16 protein-coding genes are annotated in these 17410 nt (G+C 69.4%); 10 read left to right on the top strand and 6 right to left on the bottom strand.

Annotated elements, in window-relative coordinates:
* Nucleotides 1-230 precede the first annotated feature (230 nt).
* The 3 genes from J2S75_RS06695 to J2S75_RS06685 all read left to right on the top strand — a co-directional run bounded on the left by J2S75_RS06695 (nt 231) and on the right by J2S75_RS06685 (nt 3692).
* Nucleotides 231-644, top strand: a complete 414-nt coding sequence (locus tag J2S75_RS06695; RefSeq protein ID WP_307019024.1) for a hypothetical protein — start codon at nt 231-233, stop codon at nt 642-644.
* Between the two features lie 49 nt (nt 645-693).
* The gene (gene hrpB / locus J2S75_RS06690) at nt 694-3180 is read left to right on the top strand and encodes an ATP-dependent helicase HrpB (protein ID WP_307019023.1); all 2487 of its coding nucleotides are present in this window, start codon (nt 694-696) and stop codon (nt 3178-3180) included.
* A 332-nt stretch (nt 3181-3512) separates the two neighbouring features.
* The gene (locus J2S75_RS06685) at nt 3513-3692 is read left to right on the top strand and encodes a hypothetical protein (protein WP_307019022.1); all 180 of its coding nucleotides are present in this window, start codon (nt 3513-3515) and stop codon (nt 3690-3692) included.
* Nucleotides 3693-3800: 108 nt separating this feature from the next.
* Here the strand turns inward: J2S75_RS06685 and J2S75_RS06680 are convergent, their stop codons facing one another.
* Nucleotides 3801-5120, bottom strand: coding sequence for a hemolysin family protein (locus J2S75_RS06680; protein WP_307019021.1), 1320 nt, complete (start codon nt 5118-5120; stop codon nt 3801-3803).
* Nucleotides 5121-5277: 157 nt separating this feature from the next.
* Here J2S75_RS06680 and aroC point away from each other — a divergent pair, with 157 nt between their 5' ends.
* From aroC to J2S75_RS06665, 3 genes are all read left to right on the top strand, one after another.
* The gene (gene aroC / locus J2S75_RS06675; protein ID WP_307019020.1) at nt 5278-6390 is read left to right on the top strand and encodes a chorismate synthase; all 1113 of its coding nucleotides are present in this window, start codon (nt 5278-5280) and stop codon (nt 6388-6390) included.
* An 821-nt stretch (nt 6391-7211) separates the two neighbouring features.
* A complete protein-coding gene (gene ribB, locus J2S75_RS06670; RefSeq protein ID WP_307019019.1) occupies nt 7212-8516 on the top strand; it encodes a 3,4-dihydroxy-2-butanone-4-phosphate synthase in 1305 nt (434 codons plus the stop codon).
* 162 nt (nt 8517-8678) lie between these two features.
* Entirely contained in the window at nt 8679-9485 is an 807-nt protein-coding gene (locus tag J2S75_RS06665) for a DUF1194 domain-containing protein (protein ID WP_307019018.1), read from the top strand.
* Nucleotides 9486-9491: 6 nt separating this feature from the next.
* On the opposite strand, the gene J2S75_RS06660 is transcribed toward J2S75_RS06665, so the two are convergent.
* A complete protein-coding gene (locus J2S75_RS06660) occupies nt 9492-10751 on the bottom strand; it encodes a class I SAM-dependent RNA methyltransferase (RefSeq protein WP_307019017.1) in 1260 nt (419 codons plus the stop codon).
* A gap of 214 nt (nt 10752-10965) precedes the next feature.
* On the opposite strand from J2S75_RS06660, the gene J2S75_RS06655 reads away from it, so the two are divergent.
* Nucleotides 10966-11502, top strand: a complete 537-nt coding sequence (locus J2S75_RS06655; RefSeq protein ID WP_307019016.1) for a DUF1097 domain-containing protein — start codon at nt 10966-10968, stop codon at nt 11500-11502.
* Between the two features lie 35 nt (nt 11503-11537).
* On the opposite strand, the gene J2S75_RS06650 is transcribed toward J2S75_RS06655, so the two are convergent.
* The gene (locus tag J2S75_RS06650) at nt 11538-12293 is read right to left on the bottom strand and encodes a TlyA family RNA methyltransferase (protein WP_307019015.1); all 756 of its coding nucleotides are present in this window, start codon (nt 12291-12293) and stop codon (nt 11538-11540) included.
* Between the two features lie 18 nt (nt 12294-12311).
* Nucleotides 12312-14234, bottom strand: coding sequence for a 1-deoxy-D-xylulose-5-phosphate synthase (gene dxs, locus J2S75_RS06645; protein ID WP_307019014.1), 1923 nt, complete (start codon nt 14232-14234; stop codon nt 12312-12314).
* 208 nt (nt 14235-14442) lie between these two features.
* Here dxs and J2S75_RS06640 point away from each other — a divergent pair, with 208 nt between their 5' ends.
* From J2S75_RS06640 to J2S75_RS06630, 3 genes are read left to right on the top strand one after another with little or no spacing between them, the layout of a single operon-like run.
* Nucleotides 14443-15774, top strand: coding sequence for a hypothetical protein (locus J2S75_RS06640; RefSeq protein WP_307019013.1), 1332 nt, complete (start codon nt 14443-14445; stop codon nt 15772-15774).
* 15 nt (nt 15775-15789) lie between these two features.
* Entirely contained in the window at nt 15790-16377 is a 588-nt protein-coding gene (locus tag J2S75_RS06635) for a protein-S-isoprenylcysteine O-methyltransferase (protein ID WP_307019012.1), read from the top strand.
* Nucleotides 16378-16393: 16 nt separating this feature from the next.
* Nucleotides 16394-16645: a DUF1272 domain-containing protein gene (locus tag J2S75_RS06630; RefSeq protein ID WP_307019011.1), complete on the top strand. Its 252-nt coding sequence runs from the start codon at nt 16394-16396 to the stop codon at nt 16643-16645.
* Here the strand turns inward: J2S75_RS06630 and J2S75_RS06625 are convergent.
* Nucleotides 16611-17072, bottom strand: coding sequence for a DUF1284 domain-containing protein (locus J2S75_RS06625; protein ID WP_307019010.1), 462 nt, complete (start codon nt 17070-17072; stop codon nt 16611-16613). The genes J2S75_RS06630 and J2S75_RS06625 overlap by 35 nt on opposite strands.
* 28 nt (nt 17073-17100) lie before the next feature.
* A complete protein-coding gene (locus tag J2S75_RS06620; RefSeq protein ID WP_307019009.1) occupies nt 17101-17346 on the bottom strand; it encodes an exodeoxyribonuclease VII small subunit in 246 nt (81 codons plus the stop codon).
* Nucleotides 17347-17410: the final 64 nt, after the last annotated feature.

Below are 17410 nucleotides of genomic sequence, written 5' to 3'. Positions count from 1 at the left end.
ATCCCCGGGCCTGCCCCGGGGATCCAGCGCTCCCGCCTTACACCGCTGAAGGCCTAGGTGGCCGGGTCAAGCCCGGTCCTGAGGGCACAGGGGGCAGCAGGCGTATTGGGTGGCGCCCGTTCCCGCGCTGGGCAACAGGCCGTATCGCCCTGCCTGCGACGCTTCCAATTTGCCGCCCTCCGCGTCGCCGTCCATCATCGCTCCCATGGACTAAGGCCGATGAGAACGAGATGCGCTGCAACTTTACGGTCAGAGATTTCATCCTGTTGCGTGGCGATCTCGGAGAGATCGACATCCACAATGCCTATGACCTCGCCTCCTATGAGTTGAGCTCACATGGCCGCGTTTTCCGTATGACCTTTGCGGGGAACAAATATCTCCTTCCAACTGGGCCGAAGGGCTTTGACATCAGGTTCACCGAGGTCGACACCCTCGAAATCACTGATGCACCGGCCGATTTGACCGACTTCTGCGTTCATGAGGTCGTCTTCATGGCTGCGGCAGAGCGCGGCTACGACGATCTGCCGGCGGGAGAGACGCCGGAGCCGGGACAGCACATGGTCTTTATCGGTGAGACTGCCAAAGGCGCGCGCGCAACGATCAGAGTGCACGCGGCCAGTGCCGAGCTTCTTCCACGCGCGTGAACCGACGGGCGGGATCGCACGCGAACCCTCGATTTGCTAAGCAGCGGCGATGCTGCCAAATCCCCTCCCCATCGACGACGCCCTGCCGGAACTCACCGCCGCCCTGCGCGCGGGCGCGTCCGCCGTGCTCGTCGCCCCGCCCGGCGCGGGCAAGACCACGCGGGTGCCGCTGGCGCTGCTCGGCGAACCCTGGGTGGCGGGGCGGAAAATCCTTGTGCTGGAGCCGCGCCGCCTCGCCGCCCGCGCCGCCGCCACCCGCATGGCGCAGACGCTGGGCGAGGAGGCCGGGCAGACGGTCGGCTACCGCGCCCGCTTCGGCTCGAAAATCGGGCGCGCGACCCGTATCGAGGTCATCACCGAGGGCATCTTCACCCGCATGATGCTGGACGACCCGGAGCTTTCCGAGGTCGCCGCCGTGCTGTTCGACGAGTTCCATGAGCGCAGCCTCGACGCCGATCTCGGCCTCGCTTTGGCCCTCGACGCGCAGGGCGCGCTGCGCGAGGATCTGCGGCTCCTGGTGATGTCCGCGACGCTGGACGGCGCCCGTGTCGCCCGGCTGCTCGCCGGCGCGCCGGTCATCGAGAGCCTCGGCCGCGCCTTCCCGGTGGCAACGCGCTATGCCGGCCGCCTGCCGGGCGCGCCGGTGGAGCGGCAGATGGCCGATCTCATCGCCCGCGCGCTGCGCGAGGAGACCGGCTCCCTGCTCGCCTTCCTGCCCGGCGCGTCTGAGATCCGCCGCACCGAGCGCTTTTTGCGCGAGACGGTGCACGACCCCGCCCTCGACATCGCCCCGCTCTACGGCGCCCTCCCCCCGGCCGAGCAGGACCGCGCCATCGCCCCCGCCCCGCCGGGCCGGCGCAAGGTGGTGCTCGCCACCTCCATCGCCGAGACCAGCCTCACCATCGAGGGCGTGCGCGTCGTCATCGACAGCGGCCTCGCCCGGGTGCCCCGCTTCGAGCCCGGCGTCGGCCTCACCCGGCTGGAAACGGTGCGTGTGTCCCGCGCCGCCGCCGACCAGCGGCGCGGCCGCGCCGGGCGCACCGAGCCCGGCGTCTGCCTCAGGCTGTGGAGCGAACCGGAAACCGCCAGCCTGCCGGCCTTCGCCACGCCGGAAATCCTCGCCGCCGACCTCTCGCGCCTCGTGCTCGACCTCGCGGTGTGGGGCGTGCGCGATCCCGCCAGCCTCGCCTTTCTCGACCCGCCCCCCACCCCGGCGGTGAAGGAGGCGAAGGCGCTGCTCACGGCGCTCGGCGCCTTTGACGCCGACGGTCAGGTGAGCCCGCTCGGCCGCGCCATGGCCGGGCTGCCGCTGGAGCCGCGCCTTGCCCGCATGGTGATCGAGGGCGCGCGGCGCGGCGCGGGGGAAGAGGCCGCGCGCATCGCCGCCCTCGTTTCCGAGCGCGGCCTCGGCGGCGACGCCCCCGACCTCGCGCACCGGCTGATGGACTTTTCCCGCGACCGCTCCCGCCGCGCGGAGGAGGCGCGCCGTCTGGCCGAGCGCTGGGCCGGCGAGGCGGAACGGCAGGTGGCCGGGACGCGGAGGGCTGGGACGCGGGCGGCGGGCGAGACCCCCTCCCCCGCCGTGCTGCTGGCGCTCGCCTTCCCGGACCGGGTGGCGCGCGGGCGCGGCGACGGGCGGCGCTTCGTGCTGGCGAATGGGCGCGGCGCGGCGATCGACCCCGCCACCTCCCTCGCCCGCGCCCGTTTTCTCGCCATCGCCGAACTCACCGGCACGGCGGATGAGGCCCGCATCCTGCTCGCCGCCGAGCTCACCGAGGCGGAGATCGAGGCCGAATTCGGCGACGCCATCACCGAGGGGGTGGAGACCGCCTTCGATGCCGCCGCGGGCGCCCTGCGCGCCCGCCACATCCGCCGGCTCGGCGCGCTGGTGCTGGCCGAACGCACTGCCGCGCTGAAGCCGGGCCCGGAGACCGCCCGCGCCCTGGCCCGCGCCGCCGCCGCGCGCGGGCTGGAGCGGCTCACCTGGTCGGAGGCGCAGCGGCAGTTTCTCGACCGCGCCCGCTTCCTCCACGCCAGCGCGCCCGACCTCTGGCCGGACCTGTCGTGGAAGGCGCTTGCGGAGAGCGTCGAGGACTGGCTGGCGCCTGTGCTGGACGACATCACCAGCCTCGGCGCGCTCGACGCCGACCGGCTCGGCCGCGCGCTGTCGGGCCTGCTGCCGTGGGAACTCTCGCGCGGCATGGAGGCGGCGGCGCCCACCCATTACGAGGTGCCGACCGGCTCGCGCCTGCCCATCGACTACGCCGCCGAGGGCGGGCCGACGCTGCATGTGCGGGTGCAGGAACTGTTCGGCCTCACCACCCACCCCAGCATCGCCGGCGGGCGGGTGCCGCTGATCCTGTCGCTGCTCTCCCCCGCGCACCGGCCGATCCAGCTCACCCGCGACCTGCCCGCCTTCTGGGCCGGCTCCTGGCGCGATGTGCGCGCCGACATGCGCGGGCGCTACCCGCGCCACCCCTGGCCGGAAGACCCGGCGCAGGCCGAACCCACCCGGCGGGCGAAGCCGCGCGGCTAGAGCACGTTCCGATCTGATTGCATCGCAATCCGATCGGTAAAGCGTTCTCTATCAATATTTTAGAGACTGATTCACCGATCAGGTTGATCCAACCCGATCGGATCAGGCTCTGAGTGCCCGCCGCGACAAAGTATTAACCATGCCGTTCCGGCAAACATTAACCACAGACCAAGAGGATGAGCGCGCAAGGCTGGCTTTAACGCGTGGTCAAGGTGTGAGGCGCAAGCTGACCCCACAACAAAATCTGTCCCAAGACAGATGTCACGTGGATGATTTCAAGCAGAGACAGGCCCATGCGCGAAATGGTGGAACGGGAAATGGTCGGACAGTCGATGGCATCGCGCCGTCGCACCGCCGTCGCACGCCGCCCCCAGGGCACAGGCCTTGAATATGGCCTGATCGCCGCCGCGCTCGCGGTCGCCATCGTCACCGTCGTCGTCGGCGTCGGCACCCGCTATGGCGGGCTGCCGGCGTCGGCCCCGGCGCTGTCGGTCGATGTGATGGTGCGCTGAAGCGTTTTCGAGCGAAGTGGATACCGGTTCGCGTGAAGAAAACGCGATAAAACAACGAATTAGATCATTTCACTGTTTCCGTGAAACAGTGAAATGATCTAAGGCCGGTCAGCCCAGCAGCGGCGCGCGGCGGCGCGGCACCACGGCGCGCGAGACCAGCAGCTTGTCGACGCGCCGTCCGTCCATATCCACCACCTCGAAGCGCCAGCCCATGGATTCGAAGGCCGCGCCCTCCTGCGGCAGCGCCTTCAGCTCATGCAGCACCAGGCCGGCGGCGGTGTGGAAGCCCGCTTCCTGCGGCAGCTGGATGCCGAGCACTTCGGCGAGTTCGTCCACCGGGGTCGAGCCGGCGACGAGATAGCTGCCATCCGCCCGCTCCACCACATCGGGCTTGGCAAGGCCGGCCTCATCCAGCACCACCGTGCCGGCGATGGCGTCGAGCAGGTCGGCCGGGGTGAGGATGCCGACCATCGAGCCATATTCGTCGACCACCAGCGCCAGCGGCGATTCCGCGTGGCGCAGCACCTTCATCGCATCGAGCGCGCCGGCGGTCTCCACCAGCACGGCGGCGGGCTTGACCAGGCTGCGCGGGTCCGGCGTCTCGCCATTGAGATAGGCTTCGAGCAGGTCGCGAATGTCGATGACGCCGACGCTCTCCTCCGGCGTGCCCTCGCAGGCCGGCATGCGGGTGTGGCGCGTCTCGCGTATGGTCTGGCGCACGGCGTCGGGGTCGTCGGTGAGGTCGATCCAGTCGACATCGGGGCGCGGCGTCATCACCGCGCGCACCGGACGGTCGGCGAGGCGCATCACGCCGGCGATCATCTTGCGCTCGTCCGGGTCGATCACGCCCGCCGTCTCCGCCTCCCGCACGATGGCGCGGATTTCCTCGTCGGTGACGTTGTTCTCCTCGCCCTTGCCGTGCTCGCCGAGCAGGCGCAGCACGAGGCGGGAAGAAATGTCGAGCAGCCACACCGCCGGCGCGCCGATGCGCGCCAGCATCACCATGCCCGGCGCCACCAGCGCGGCGAGCTTTTCCGGGCTCTGCAAGGCGAGGCGCTTGGGGATGAGTTCGCCGATGATCAGCGAGATATAGGTGATCGCCGCCACGACAAGCGAATAGCCGAGGCCGCCGGCAAGGCCCGGCGACATGCCCTGTTCCTGCAGCCATTCGCCCAGCATGGTGCCGAGCGTGGCGCCGGAGAAGGCGCCGGCGAGAATGCCGATCAGCGTGATGCCGATCTGCACGGTGGAGAGGAAACGGCCGGGGTCGGCGGCGAGCTGCAGCGCCATGCGGGCGCCGCGGGAGCCGGCATCGGCCATGGAGCGCAGGCGGGCCGGGCGGGCGGACACGACGGAAAGCTCGGCCATGGCGAGCACGCCATTGATCAGGACGAGCAGGACGACAACGGCGATTTCAAAAAGGGGCATCGGCTCGGTTTGACAATCACGAATGGCAGAGATGTAGCACGAACGCCGCCATTCGCCATGCGCCGGTCTCTCGGGCACGCGCAACGCGCTGTTTGACGCCCGCCGCGCGGGCGCCTAGAAGCGCCGTGACCCCTCCCCTGCCGCCGGCGGAACCGCTATGTCCTTCAACAGTTTCGGCCATCTCTTCCGTGTCACCACCTTCGGCGAGAGCCATGGCCCGGCGATTGGCGGGGTGATCGATGGCTGCCCGCCCGGCATCCGCTTCCGGCTGGAGGAGGTGCAGGCCGCGCTCGACCGCCGCCGGCCCGGCCAGTCGCGCTTCACCACCCAGCGCCGCGAGCCGGACGAGGTGCGCATCCTCTCCGGCACGCTGGCCGAGGACGACGGCACGCTCATTTCCACCGGCACGCCGATCGCCTTCCTCATCGAGAATGTCGACCAGCGCTCCAAGGATTATTCGGCGATTTCCGAGAGCTACCGCCCCGGCCATGCCGATTATGCCTATGACGTGAAATACGGCCTGCGCGACCATCGCGGCGGCGGGCGCTCCTCCGCGCGCGAGACGGCGGTGCGCGTCGCCGCCGGCGCCATCGCCGCCAAGGTACTGCCTGATGTGACGATCACCGGCGCGCTGGTGCAGATGGGCGAGATCGGCATCGACCGGGCGAACTGGGACAGCGCCGAGATCGGCCGCAACCCGTTCTTCTGCCCGGACGCCGAGGCCGCCGCGCGCATGGCGGATTATCTCGATGGCATCCGCAAATCCGGCTCCTCGGTCGGCGCGGTGATCGAGGTGGTGGCCGAAGGCGTGCCGCCGGGCCTCGGTGCCCCGCTCTATGGCAAGCTCGACGCCGACCTCGCGGCGGCGCTGATGAGCATCAATGCGGTCAAGGGCGTGGAGATCGGCGAGGGCTTCGCCAGCGCCACGCTCACCGGCGAGGACAATGCCGACGAGATGCGCATGGGCAATGACGGACGCCCGGTCTTCCTCGCCAACCATGCCGGCGGCGTGCTCGGCGGCATTTCCACCGGCCAGCCGGTGGTGGTGCGCTTCGCGGTCAAGCCCACCTCCTCCATCCTGACCCCGCGCCGCACGGTGACGCGCCATGGCGAGGATGCGGAGATCGTCACCAAGGGCCGGCACGACCCCTGCGTCGGCATCCGCGCCGTCCCGGTGGGCGAGGCGATGGTGGCCTGCGTGCTCGCCGACCATCTCCTGCGCCATCGCGGCCAGGTGGGCACCCCGCCGGCCTGGCCGTTCCCGCGCTGAGGCTGGCGCGTCCGGGCGGGGCGGGGGCGAAGCGGCAGCATCCATCGCCAAGCGTCGTCATCCCGGCCGAAGCGCAGCGGAGAGCCGGGATCGCCTCCCCCTCATGCGCCCGTCGTCATCCCGGCCGGAGCGTAGCGGAGAGCCGGGATCGCTCGCCCAATGTTGGCACGATATCGGCACGATCCCGGATCGGCCTGACGGCCGTCCGGGATGACGGCGCGCGCCCATTAAAGAATAAAATCCTAGACAGGGATGTTTTCCTCTGCCATCCTTGCCCCACCTCATCCCGACGAAGGGGGCGCAACCGGAGCGGCCGGCTCGCGCGGGGTGGGGGCGGTGGCCGAGCGGCGGGGATAACGCACCCCAAGGCCCGGCGGCCCAAGCCATGCGTCCCCGGTCGGTCTTCCCACCGGCCACGGGGCGACGCGCGCCGACCCGTCCGACAAGGGCGCGCCGGCGCGTCAAGCACCCCACAGGGGAGGATAGAAAGCGACAGTCCTCCCGGGCGCGCATGGAGCAAGCCTAGAAACACCGCGTTGCGGGGCGCCGGAGGCGGCGCGTCGGACGGTTGACGACCTGCTTGCACCACCTTTTCACACATGGTGCAGGCGACCGCCGGGGTTTCCGCCCCGGCGCCCCGCACGCCCCTTTTCGGGGCGGCAGGCGACGTGCCGGCCCGCAGCTCCGCGCCCGAACCGGCGACGGGGTGCTTCCGGCTGCCCGCGCGGCCTTGGCCTGCCCGCGCGCGCCCCTTTCAGTATCACTGAAAACTCCACATCTTTTCATTGCGAACGAAAGCGGGGCGGCCTAGCCTGTCGGTCATGAAACTCGCGGACTGGCTCACCACCTCAGGCACGACCAAGAGCGCCTTCGCGCGCGCCGTCGGCCTGTCGCCCGCCAGCATCACCGCGCTGTGCAAGGACGAGACGGCCTGGATCTCGCGGGAAGCGGGCGCGCGCATCGCCGCCGCTACCGGCGGCGCGGTGACGCCGAACGATTTCCTCGGGCTGGCGAGCGTGGAAGCGACCTTCATGAGCGATAATCTGCAGGCCCGCGTCGAAGCGGCCATCGAAGCCTTTGCCCGTGGCGAGATGCTCGTCGTCACCGATGACGACGACCGCGAGAACGAGGGCGACCTCATCGTCGCCGCCCAGTTCGCGACGGCGGAAAAGCTCGCCTTCATCGTCCGCCACACCTCGGGCATCGTCTGCACCCCGCTCACCGCCGAGCACGCCAAGCGGCTGCGACTGAACCCGATGGTGACGGATAACGACGCCCCCCACGCCACTGCCTTCACCATCTCGGTGGATTACCGCCACGGCACCACCACGGGCATTTCCGCCGAGGACCGCACCGCCACCGTGCGCGGCCTCGCCAACCCCAATGCCGGCGCGGTGGATTTCGTGCGCCCCGGCCACATCTTCCCGCTCATCGCTCGGGAAGGCGGCGTGCTCATGCGCTCCGGCCATACCGAGGCGGCGGTGGATCTGTGCCGCCTCGCCGGGCTGGAGCCGGTCGGCGTCATCTGCGAACTGGTCAATGACGACGGCACGGTGATGCGCGGGCCGAAGGTCGCGGACTTCGCCGCCGCGCACAAACTCACCCGCGTCTCGGTGGCCGATCTCATCGCCTATCGCCAGCTGCGCGAGAAGCTGGTGAGCCGCACCGCCGAATTCGCCGCCCCCACCATTGTGGGCGAGATGCACGCCATTTCCTATGTCACGCCGTTCGAGCCGGTGAACCATATCGCCCTCGTCTACGGCAAGATCGGCGACGGGCGCGACGTGCTGGTGCGGCTGCACCGGGCCGACCCGATCGGCGACGTGTTCACCGGCGGCAAGGCGCTGCGCGCCTCGCTGGAGCGCATCAAGGCCGAAGGGCGCGGCGTGCTGGTCTATCTGCGCGACGGCACGACCGGCGTGCCGGTATCCACCGTCGGCGGCGAGGACAGGATCGAAAGCGCCAAGCTGCGCGACCAGAACTGGCGCGAGGTCGGCCTCGGCGCGCAGATCCTGCGCGATCTCGGCATTTCCTCCATCCGCCTGCTGGCGTCGCGCGCGCGCACCTATGTCGGCGTCGCCGGCTTCGGCATCGAGATTCTGGGCACGGAGATGCTGGACGGCTGAACGGCGGCGAGCGCGGCCCTATCCCCGTAGAGCCCGCTCACGCGAACGGCATCGCCCGGGCGCTTCTGCCTGCACTTTCGGCTTCTGGCCGGGAAAGGCCCGTGTCACCATCGTGACGACGCGTCTCTGACACGTCGAGACCCGTCAAGGACGGAGGTCGCGATGGCGTGTGTGCGTGCCTTTGCCGCCCTGGTCGCGGCGCTGTTGGGTGTGAGCGCGCCGGCTGCCGCCCGCGCCGACACGATCGTCGATGTCGAATTGGTGCTGGCGGTCGACGTGTCCTACTCCATGGACCTCGACGAACTCGCTCTCCAGCGCGAGGGCTATATCGCCGCCGTCACCTCGCCGGAATTCCTGAGCGCGTTGCGGCTCGGCCCGCATGGCCGCGTCGCCATCGCCTATGTCGAATGGGCGGGGGCGGATGAGCAGAAGCTGGTGGTCGACTGGATGCTGATCGGCAGCCCCGGTGAGGCCCGCGCTTTCGCCGACGCGATCAGCCGGGCGCCGTTGCGGCGCGTCTACCGCACCTCCATTTCCAGCGCCATGACCTTCGGTGCCGACCTGATGGAGGGCAACGGCATTCGTGGCCTGAGACGTGTGATCGACATATCGGGCGACGGCACCAATAATCAGGGGCCGCTGGTGGATGTCACCCGCGACGCGGTGGTGGCGCGCGGCATCACCATTAACGGCCTGCCGCTGATGCTGAAGGAGGCCGGTGGCTCGCTGCTCGATATTGGCGACCTCGACATCTATTACGAGGACTGCGTGATCGGCGGGCCGGGCGCTTTTGTCATTCCCGTGCGCGGCACGCACGAATTCGCCGACGCCATCAAGACCAAGCTGGTGCTGGAGATCGCCGGCATCCGCCCGCCCGCCGCGCCGCTTTTGCGGCCCGCCTCCGCCGCCGAGCCGCGCGTGTCCTGCTCCATCGGCGAGCGCATGTGGATGGAGCGCTGGGGCAATTGACGCCGTTCAGCGCAGGAATACCCCCACCAGTTCCACATGCGAGGAATAGAGGAACTGGTCGACCGGGGTGACGCGCTCCAGCCGGTAGCCGCCCTCGGTGAGGATCTGCGCGTCGCGCGCGAAGGTGACGGGGTCGCAGGACACGCCGATCACCAGCGGCACCGCGCTCGCCGCCAGCTCGCGGGCCTGCGCCTCGGCCCCCTGGCGCGGTGGATCGAACACCGCGACATCCACGCCTTTCATCTCCTGCGCCAGCAGCGGCCGGCGGAACAGGTCCCGCACCTCGCCGGCCAGCGGCTTGAGCCCCGCCGCCCCCCGCACCGCCTTGTTCAGCGCCTCGATGGCGGGGGCGGAGGATTCATAGGCCGTCACCCGTACCCGCTCGGCCAGCCGCAGGGCGAAGGTGCCGACACCGGAGAACAGGTCCACCGCCCGCGCCGCGCCGCGCGCGTCGTCCACCGCTGCCATCACCAGCCGCGCCAGCGCCGCCTCCCCCGCCGCCGTCGCCTGCAGAAACGAGCCCGGCGGCAGGGCCACCCGCGCCCGGCCCATGGTGAGCAGCGGCGGCTCGCGCTGCAGCACCAGTTCGCCATGACGGGTGAGACGCGCCAGCCGGTGCGCGCCGGCGATCTGCGCCAGAGCGGCGACGCGGTCCGGCTTCAACGGGCCACTGCCGCGCACATCCATGTCGAGCCCGGTTTCGGTCGCCGTCACCTGAAGGTCGAGCGGCTTGGCCAGCGGCACCAGTTCCTGCGCCACCGCCCAGGCGGCCGCCAGCGCACCATCGAGTCCCGGCGCCAGAATGGGGCAGGCGTCGATGGCCACCACCGCGTGGCTGCGCCGTCCGGCAAAGCCGACCGCCAGCGTGTCACGCCCTTTCGGCGCGCTGCCGCCAGTGCCCCGGGCGTGGAAGGTCGCCCGGCGACGCCCGTCGCCATGCGCGGGGAGCAGCGGCGCCACCTCGGTGGCGAGCCCCGCCCGCGCCAGCGCCTCGACCACGAGGCTGCGTTTCCAGGTTTCATAGGGCGCCGGCGCCCAGTGTTGGAGCGCACAGCCGCCACACAGGCCGACATGCGGGCAGATCGGCTCCACCCTTTCGGGACTCGGCGTGCGGATGGCGAGCAGGCGCGCCCGCTCCTGCTCGCGCGCCACCTCCACCCTTTCGCCGGGCAAGGTCAGCGGCACGAAAACCGGCCCCTCCGGCGTGTCGGCAATGCCGTCGCCACGGTGGCCCAGGCGATCGATGTCCAGCGTGACGACCTTCATGCGCGGCGCAACTCCATCATGCGTTATGGGTTATAATGTATTGAAACTATTGGCATGCGACAAAAGCGCACAAAAACGTTCGCGGTCCATTCTTATTCAAAGAGACTCATGTATTTTGGTAGAGGTCGACTCCATCGTACCAGATGGTCGTCCGTTTCTACTTAGCATCTGCACATAATAATAAGTATCCAAATCCAGAAAAAAGGGGAAACGCATGTCGCTTGTTTCAGCTCTGGCCATCAGTGTCGGCGTCCTTGGGGGCATCGCCACCTGGCTGTTTCTCGGCCCGCTGGCCGGGGGTCTGCAAATCTGGGCCGCCTTCATCGCCTGGGCCTGCTACTTCCATTGCGGTGGCAAGGAGGCCGGTCTTAAGGCAACGGTGCTGGCGAACATCGCCGGCGCCGTCATGGCCTGGCTGACGCTTCTGGCCGTCAGCCGGGGCGGGTTTGGCGAGACGCTCGGCCTGCCCGTCTGGGCCGGCCTCTGCGTCGGCGTCGGCGTGCTGGTGATGATCCTGCTCGGCCACCTCCCGGCCTTCGCCGCCATTCCAGCGATGGTCTATGGCTTCGCGGCGACCGCAGGCTACGCGCTGCTCACCACCGACGGGCTTGCCAACCTCACGGCCGCCGGCCTCGCCAACCCGCTGGTGACAATCGTGCTGTCGATGATCGTAGGCGCCGCCTTCGGCTATGTCTCGGAGAAACTTGCCGGGATGCTGGTCGCCAGCGGCAGCCAGACGCGCCGGGCCTGAGCGGTAGCGCTCCCCGGGGAGAGGCGCGGACGGTTTCACGCCGCCCGCGCCGCCACGAGCAGATATTCCTCATTGCCGTCGCCACCGAGAATGGGCGATGGCAGACGGTGCACCACCTGCCAGCCGTGATCCTGCAACAGTGCGACGACCCGCTCGACCGCCTCGCCGCGGGCACCAGCATCTCTCACGATCCCGCCCTTCGAGAGCTTGTCGCGTCCCACCTCGAATTGCGGCTTCACCAGCACGACCAGGCGCGCTGCCGGCGCCGCATGCCGAAGCACCGCCGGCAGCACCTGCTGCAGCGAGATGAACGACACGTCGATGGTGATCATCCCTGCGGACGGCACCGCGCCGGGAGAGAGGCCACGTATGTCGGTGCCTTCCAGCGACACCACGCGGGGCTCGTCCCGTAGTCGCGCGTGCAATTGCCCGTGGCCAACATCCACCGCATGCACACGCGCCGCTCCGCGCGCCAGCAGCACCTGCGTGAAGCCGCCGGTTGAGGCGCCAACATCAAGCGCCTCCACGCCCTCGACGGAAAGCCCCGCCGCGTCCAGCGCCGCCTCCAGCTTCAATCCCGCCCGCGACACCCATTCATAGGCTTCGCGCGCCTCAATCGCGGCGTCGGCGGCGATGGTTTCCGAAGCCTTGGCGACCGGCTTGCCGGAGGCGGTGACGAGCCCGGCGGCAATGGCCGCCTGAGCGCGGGCGCGGCTGTCGAAGAAGCCTCGCGCCACCAGCACGCGGTCGGCGCGGTCCCGGCCGGCGGGAGAGGAAGGGGGCGACACCATGCCGGGCGCGCGGCCGGATCAGCCGCGCAGCAGCGCGAGCGCGGCTTCTTCCTCGCGGCCCAGAGCATTGAAGACACCGCGCACGATTCCTTCCGCATCGAGGCCAGCCTCATGCATCTGGCTGGCCGGGGAATCCTGCTCGATGAAGCGGTCCGGCAAGGCGAGCGTGCGCACCTTCAGTCCCCGGTCGAGCGCGCCGGCTTCGGCCAGCAAGGTCAGGACATGGCTGCCAAAGCCGCCGACGGCGCCCTCCTCAACCACGACGAGCACTTCATGCTCGCGGGCCAGACGCAGCACCAGATCGCGGTCGACCGGCTTGGCGAAGCGCGCATCGGCCACCGTGGTCGACAGGCCAAAGCCGGCGAGCTGGTCGGCGGCGCCGAGGCAAGCGGCGAGCCGGGTGCCGAGCGACAAAAGGGCGATCTTCGAGCCCTCGCGGACGACCCGCCCGCGCCCGATCTCCAGCGGCGTACCGCGGGCCGGGCGTTCCACGCCCACGCCCTCGCCTCGGGGATAGCGGAAGGCGATCGGCCCCTCGTCGAAGGCCGCGGCGGTGGCGACCATGTGGACGAGTTCCGCCTCGTCGGCGGCCGCCATCACCACCATGCCGGGCAGAGTGGCGAGCATCGGCACATCGAAGGCGCCGACATGGGTCGCTCCATCCGCCCCGACGAGGCCGGCGCGGTCGATGGCGAAGCGCACCGGCAGGCGCTGGATTGCCACGTCATGGACGATCTGGTCGTAGGCGCGCTGAAGGAAGGTCGAATAGATCGCGCAGAACGGCTTGTAGCCCTCGGTCGCCAGCCCGGCGGCGAAGGTCACGGCATGCTGCTCGGCGATGCCGACATCGAACGTGCGCCCGGGAAAGGCCTCGCCGAACAGGTCGAGCCCGGTGCCGGCCGGCATGGCGGCGTTGATGGCGACGATCTTGTCGTCGTGCCGGGCCTCCTCGATCAGGCTGTCGGCGAAAACGCGGGTGTAGCTCGGCGCATTGGACGCCGCCTTCTTCTGCGCCCCGGTGGCGACATCGAAGCGCTGGACGCCGTGATATTTGTCGGCGGAGGCTTCGGCGGGCGGGTAGCCCTTGCCCTTCTGGGTCACGACGTGGACCAGCACCGGGCCGGTCTCGGCGTCGCGCACATTGCGCAGAATGGGGAGGAGATGGCTCAGATTATGCCCATCGATCGGCCCGACATAATAGAACCCCAGTTCCTCAAACAGCGTACCGCCGGTCCAGAACCCGCGCGCGAACTCCTCCGCCCGCGCCGCCTGGCGACCGAAGAACTTCGGCAGGCTGCCGGCGAGCTGCTTCGCGGTCTCGCGCAGCGAGCGGTAGGTGCGACCGGAGAGAAGCCGCGCCAAATAGGCCGACATCGCGCCAACGGGCGGGGCGATCGACATGTCATTGTCGTTGAGAATGACAATGAGGCGCGAATCCATCGCCCCGGCGTTGTTCATTGCCTCATAGGCCATACCGGCCGACATCGCGCCGTCGCCGATGACGCAGACCACGTTGCGGGCATCGCCCGCGAGATCGCGCGCCACCGCCATGCCGAGCCCGGCGGAGATCGAGGTGGAGGAATGGCCGGCACCGAACGGGTCGTAGACGCTCTCAGCACGGTTAGTGAAGCCCGAGAGCCCCCCGCCCTGGCGCAGCGTGCGCATGCGCTCGCGTCGTCCGGTCAGAATCTTGTGCGGGTAACACTGGTGCCCGACATCCCAGATCAGCCGATCATTGGGCGTGTCGAAGACGTGATGCAGCGCCACGGTCAGCTCGACCACGCCAAGCCCGGCGCCGAGGTGACCGCCGGTCACGGAAACCGCGTCGATCATCTCCTCGCGCAGTTCCGCCGCGATCTGCGGCAGCTGGTCCTCCGGCAGGCGGCGCAAATCGGCCGGCTCGCGGATCGTGTCGAGTAGCGGCGTGGAGGGACGGGTCAAGAACGGCTCCGAAAACACATCCGCCGAGGCGCGCACAGGCGCGCGCGCCGCCGAGCGAAGTTCAACGGCATACACAAGGATAGCGAGGGGCGCAACGCACGCCCGCGCGACCGCAAAGGCCGGCCAACCGCCCAACCGCATGTGGAGACAGGACGGACACACCCAGACGACATTGGCCTCACACCCCGGCTTACTCTAGAAAAGCGGCATGGAAGCACGAGTCACCGCCACGACGGACAGGGATGACGGACCGGACGCCGCCGCTGGGGGCGCCGCGCCCGATGTCCCCGCCCATGGGGCCGTCGTGGCGCCCGGCGCCGCCCCGCAGGCGGGCCGGACCTTTCGCCGGCTGATGCTGTTCTTCCCCGGTCATGACCCGACCGAGATGGACTATCATCACGGCCGCTTCGCCAATCAGGCCGAGCGCTTCGGCGCACTGTGGTCGGTCAAGGTGATAGTATCGCCCCGGCTCGACAATGGCGCGCAGCCCTATGCCCGCTGGGAAGTCGACGCTAACGGCCCCAATTGGTCGACCCGAACCGACTACCGAATCCTGCGCTGGGAGGACATCATCCAGACGCTCGACGCCCGGTCCGACCCGGTGCGGTTGTGGCGCGGCTTCGGCGGGCTCTGGGATTTTCTGCGCGGCGGCGCGGCGCGCGGCTATTTCCGCGCGAGCCCCCGCTACGGCGCCTTCTTCTTCTTTCCCTATCTCATCGCCGCGCTGTTCCTCACCGCCGGGCTCGCCGCGGGCGGGCTCGTGCTGTGGGGCGCCGGCCTTGTCCTGCCGGCCCCGCTCGCTTGGGCCGCTGCGCTCGGTGCCGGCATCGCCACCTTCTTCAGCCTCTTCCGCCGGCCTGGACGCGACTGGCGCCTGCATCAGGCGCTCGACGATTGGGACCTTGCCCGCGACTACCTTCACGATGCCACGCCTGCAGTCGATGCACGGCTTGACCGCTTCGCCGAGGTTCTGGTGGAGGCGGTGCGCGCCGGCGACCAGGACGAGATCATCCTCGTCGGACACAGCCTCGGGGCGACGCTGATACTCGGCGTGATCGACCGGGCCCTCGACCGCGAACCCGCCTTGGCGCAGGGGCGGACGCGGGTGAACCTGCTCACCTGCGGCGCTACCATTCCCAAGCTCGCCCTGCATGCCAAAGGCGGCAAGGTGCGCCGGCAGGCCGCCCGCGTCGCGCAGACCCCGGGGCTTGCCTGGGTCGAATATCAGGCGCGGCACGACGCGATCAATTTCTACAAATTCCACCCGGTGACGCTGCGCCGCGCCAGCTTCGATCAGCCTGAAGCCAGCCAACCCCTGCTGCGCAACGCCAATATCAAGGAAATGCTCACCCACGCCAAGCTGAGGCGGCTGCGCTGGCACGCCATGCGGCTGCACTACCAGTTCCTGCTGGCGAACGAGCAGAAGGCGCCCTACGACTATTTTATGTTCGCCCTCGGCCCGCTTACCTTCGCCGACCTGTCCTCACGCCCGGAGGGCCCGGTCGGCCGCTTCGCGGCGGATGGCTCCCTGATCGCCTGAACCAACGGACGCTTCATGAACCTTCTCCTCGCCGCCAAGATCGTGTGGGCCGCCGGCTGTATCGGCTGGTACGTCATCCGCCTGCCCTTCGAACGCAAGGTGAAGCGCGAGCGCGTCGTCGACGCCCGCGATCGGCTGCGCGAGCTCATCCTGCTCTCCTGCTCCACCGCCGGCCTCGGCATCGTGCCGCTGCTGTGGGCAACCTCGCGGGTGTTCGATTTCGCCAACTATCCCTATTCGTCCCTCCAGTTCGCGCTCGGCACCCTGACCTTCGTGCTGGCCTTGTGGCTTTTCCGCCGCACCCATCGCGACCTCGGCAAGAACTGGTCGGTGACGCTGGAGATCAAGGATACGCACAAGCTGGTCACCGGCGGCGTCTACCGGCATGTGCGCCATCCCATGTATTCCGCCTTCTTCCTGTGGGCGCTGGCGCAGTTGATCCTGATCCCGAACTGGGTCGCCGGCCCGGCGGGATTCATTGGCTTCGGCATCCTCTACGCCTTCCGCATCGGCCGCGAAGAGAAGATGATGCTGGATACGTTCGGCGATGAATACCGTGCCTACAGCGCCCGCACGGCACGGCTGATCCCAGGCGTCTACTGAAGGAAAGGACCTGCCCATGCTGGAGCTTCGGCCGGGCTGCGAATGCTGCGACCGCGATCTCGCGCCGGACTCGCGCGAGGCGATGATCTGCACCTTCGAATGCACCTTCTGCGCAGACTGCGCGGGGGCGGTACTGGGCGGCATCTGCCCGAACTGTGCGGGCGAGCTGGTGCGCCGCCCGGTACGCCCGCCGGCGGCGCTGGCCCGCCACCCGGCCTCATCCGTGCGGGTATTCAATCCGGACTGCCAGAGCCGGCGGGCGGGCTGATCCGCACGCCGGAAAGCCGCGTTCCCGCAAACCCCTGCCCGGCGATGTCTGTGCAGAACGCCGCCCACTCGCAGCCAGTGCAGGCAGCTCGCACCGCGCCTTCGGCATAGGCCGCGCGCATCTGCGACAGCCTTTCGGCGGTCAGGACGAACCGTCCGCCCTGTTCCAGCACCAGGCCCAGCCGTTGCGCGAGTGCGGCGCGGGCCTGCGCATCACGCTCCGCCACGCTCTCAGTGCGGCAATGGGAGCCCTGCTCCTTGAGCATCGGCGCGCAGATATCGTCCGGCCCCTCCACCAGCTCGGCCGGCTCGCCCGCATTCAGGCGGGCAACAACGCGCAGGTAATTGGCGGTGAAAGCGGGCGTATACCCCCTGCCGACAAAGCTCAGCACACAGAGCAGATGGTGGGCGCGCAGGCGCACAGCCATGGGCGGTGCCTCGCGCTGAGGGTTCGGCTTACTCACCGTCCAGCGGCTGGATGCCGGTCGGGCGGCCATCGGCGCCGAGGGTGATCTTCTCGACCCGCGCTTCGGCGTCCTTGAGCAGCGCATCGCAGCGGGCTTTCAGCGCCTCGCCGCGGGCATAGAGCGCGATCGACTCCTCCAGCGGGACATTGCCGCCCTCGAGCTTGGCGACGATGGTCTCCAGTTCCGCGAGGGCCTTTTCAAAGCTTAGCGCGTTCACGTCCGCCGCGTCGGTCATCGCGTTCTCCTTGAGATGAGTCGCCCCCTTATACAGGGCGCACGCGCCGCACTCACCCCTCGCG

The sequence above is a fragment of the Ancylobacter polymorphus genome, assembly GCF_030813495.1.
Classification (GTDB): domain Bacteria; phylum Pseudomonadota; class Alphaproteobacteria; order Rhizobiales; family Xanthobacteraceae; genus Ancylobacter; species Ancylobacter polymorphus.
Note: the sequence above shows the minus strand (reverse complement) of the source record. Positions and strands in the feature narration are given on the sequence as shown.

What these genes read in the sequence shown, in the direction of transcription:
- J2S75_RS06695 (WP_307019024.1), top strand. Translation starts at nt 231, where the DNA reads ATGCGCTGCAACTTTACGGTCAGAGATTTCATCCTGTTGCGTGGCGAT.
- hrpB (WP_307019023.1), top strand. Translation starts at nt 694, where the DNA reads ATGCTGCCAAATCCCCTCCCCATCGACGACGCCCTGCCGGAACTCACC.
- J2S75_RS06685 (WP_307019022.1), top strand. Translation starts at nt 3,513, where the DNA reads ATGGCATCGCGCCGTCGCACCGCCGTCGCACGCCGCCCCCAGGGCACA.
- J2S75_RS06680 (WP_307019021.1), bottom strand. Translation starts at nt 5,120, where the DNA reads ATGCCCCTTTTTGAAATCGCCGTTGTCGTCCTGCTCGTCCTGATCAAT.
- aroC (WP_307019020.1), top strand. Translation starts at nt 5,278, where the DNA reads ATGTCCTTCAACAGTTTCGGCCATCTCTTCCGTGTCACCACCTTCGGC.
- ribB (WP_307019019.1), top strand. Translation starts at nt 7,212, where the DNA reads ATGAAACTCGCGGACTGGCTCACCACCTCAGGCACGACCAAGAGCGCC.
- J2S75_RS06665 (WP_307019018.1), top strand. Translation starts at nt 8,679, where the DNA reads ATGGCGTGTGTGCGTGCCTTTGCCGCCCTGGTCGCGGCGCTGTTGGGT.
- J2S75_RS06660 (WP_307019017.1), bottom strand. Translation starts at nt 10,751, where the DNA reads ATGAAGGTCGTCACGCTGGACATCGATCGCCTGGGCCACCGTGGCGAC.
- J2S75_RS06655 (WP_307019016.1), top strand. Translation starts at nt 10,966, where the DNA reads ATGTCGCTTGTTTCAGCTCTGGCCATCAGTGTCGGCGTCCTTGGGGGC.
- J2S75_RS06650 (WP_307019015.1), bottom strand. Translation starts at nt 12,293, where the DNA reads ATGGTGTCGCCCCCTTCCTCTCCCGCCGGCCGGGACCGCGCCGACCGC.
- J2S75_RS06640 (WP_307019013.1), top strand. Translation starts at nt 14,443, where the DNA reads ATGGAAGCACGAGTCACCGCCACGACGGACAGGGATGACGGACCGGAC.
- J2S75_RS06635 (WP_307019012.1), top strand. Translation starts at nt 15,790, where the DNA reads ATGAACCTTCTCCTCGCCGCCAAGATCGTGTGGGCCGCCGGCTGTATC.
- J2S75_RS06630 (WP_307019011.1), top strand. Translation starts at nt 16,394, where the DNA reads ATGCTGGAGCTTCGGCCGGGCTGCGAATGCTGCGACCGCGATCTCGCG.
- J2S75_RS06625 (WP_307019010.1), bottom strand. Translation starts at nt 17,072, where the DNA reads ATGGCTGTGCGCCTGCGCGCCCACCATCTGCTCTGTGTGCTGAGCTTT.
- J2S75_RS06620 (WP_307019009.1), bottom strand. Translation starts at nt 17,346, where the DNA reads ATGACCGACGCGGCGGACGTGAACGCGCTAAGCTTTGAAAAGGCCCTC.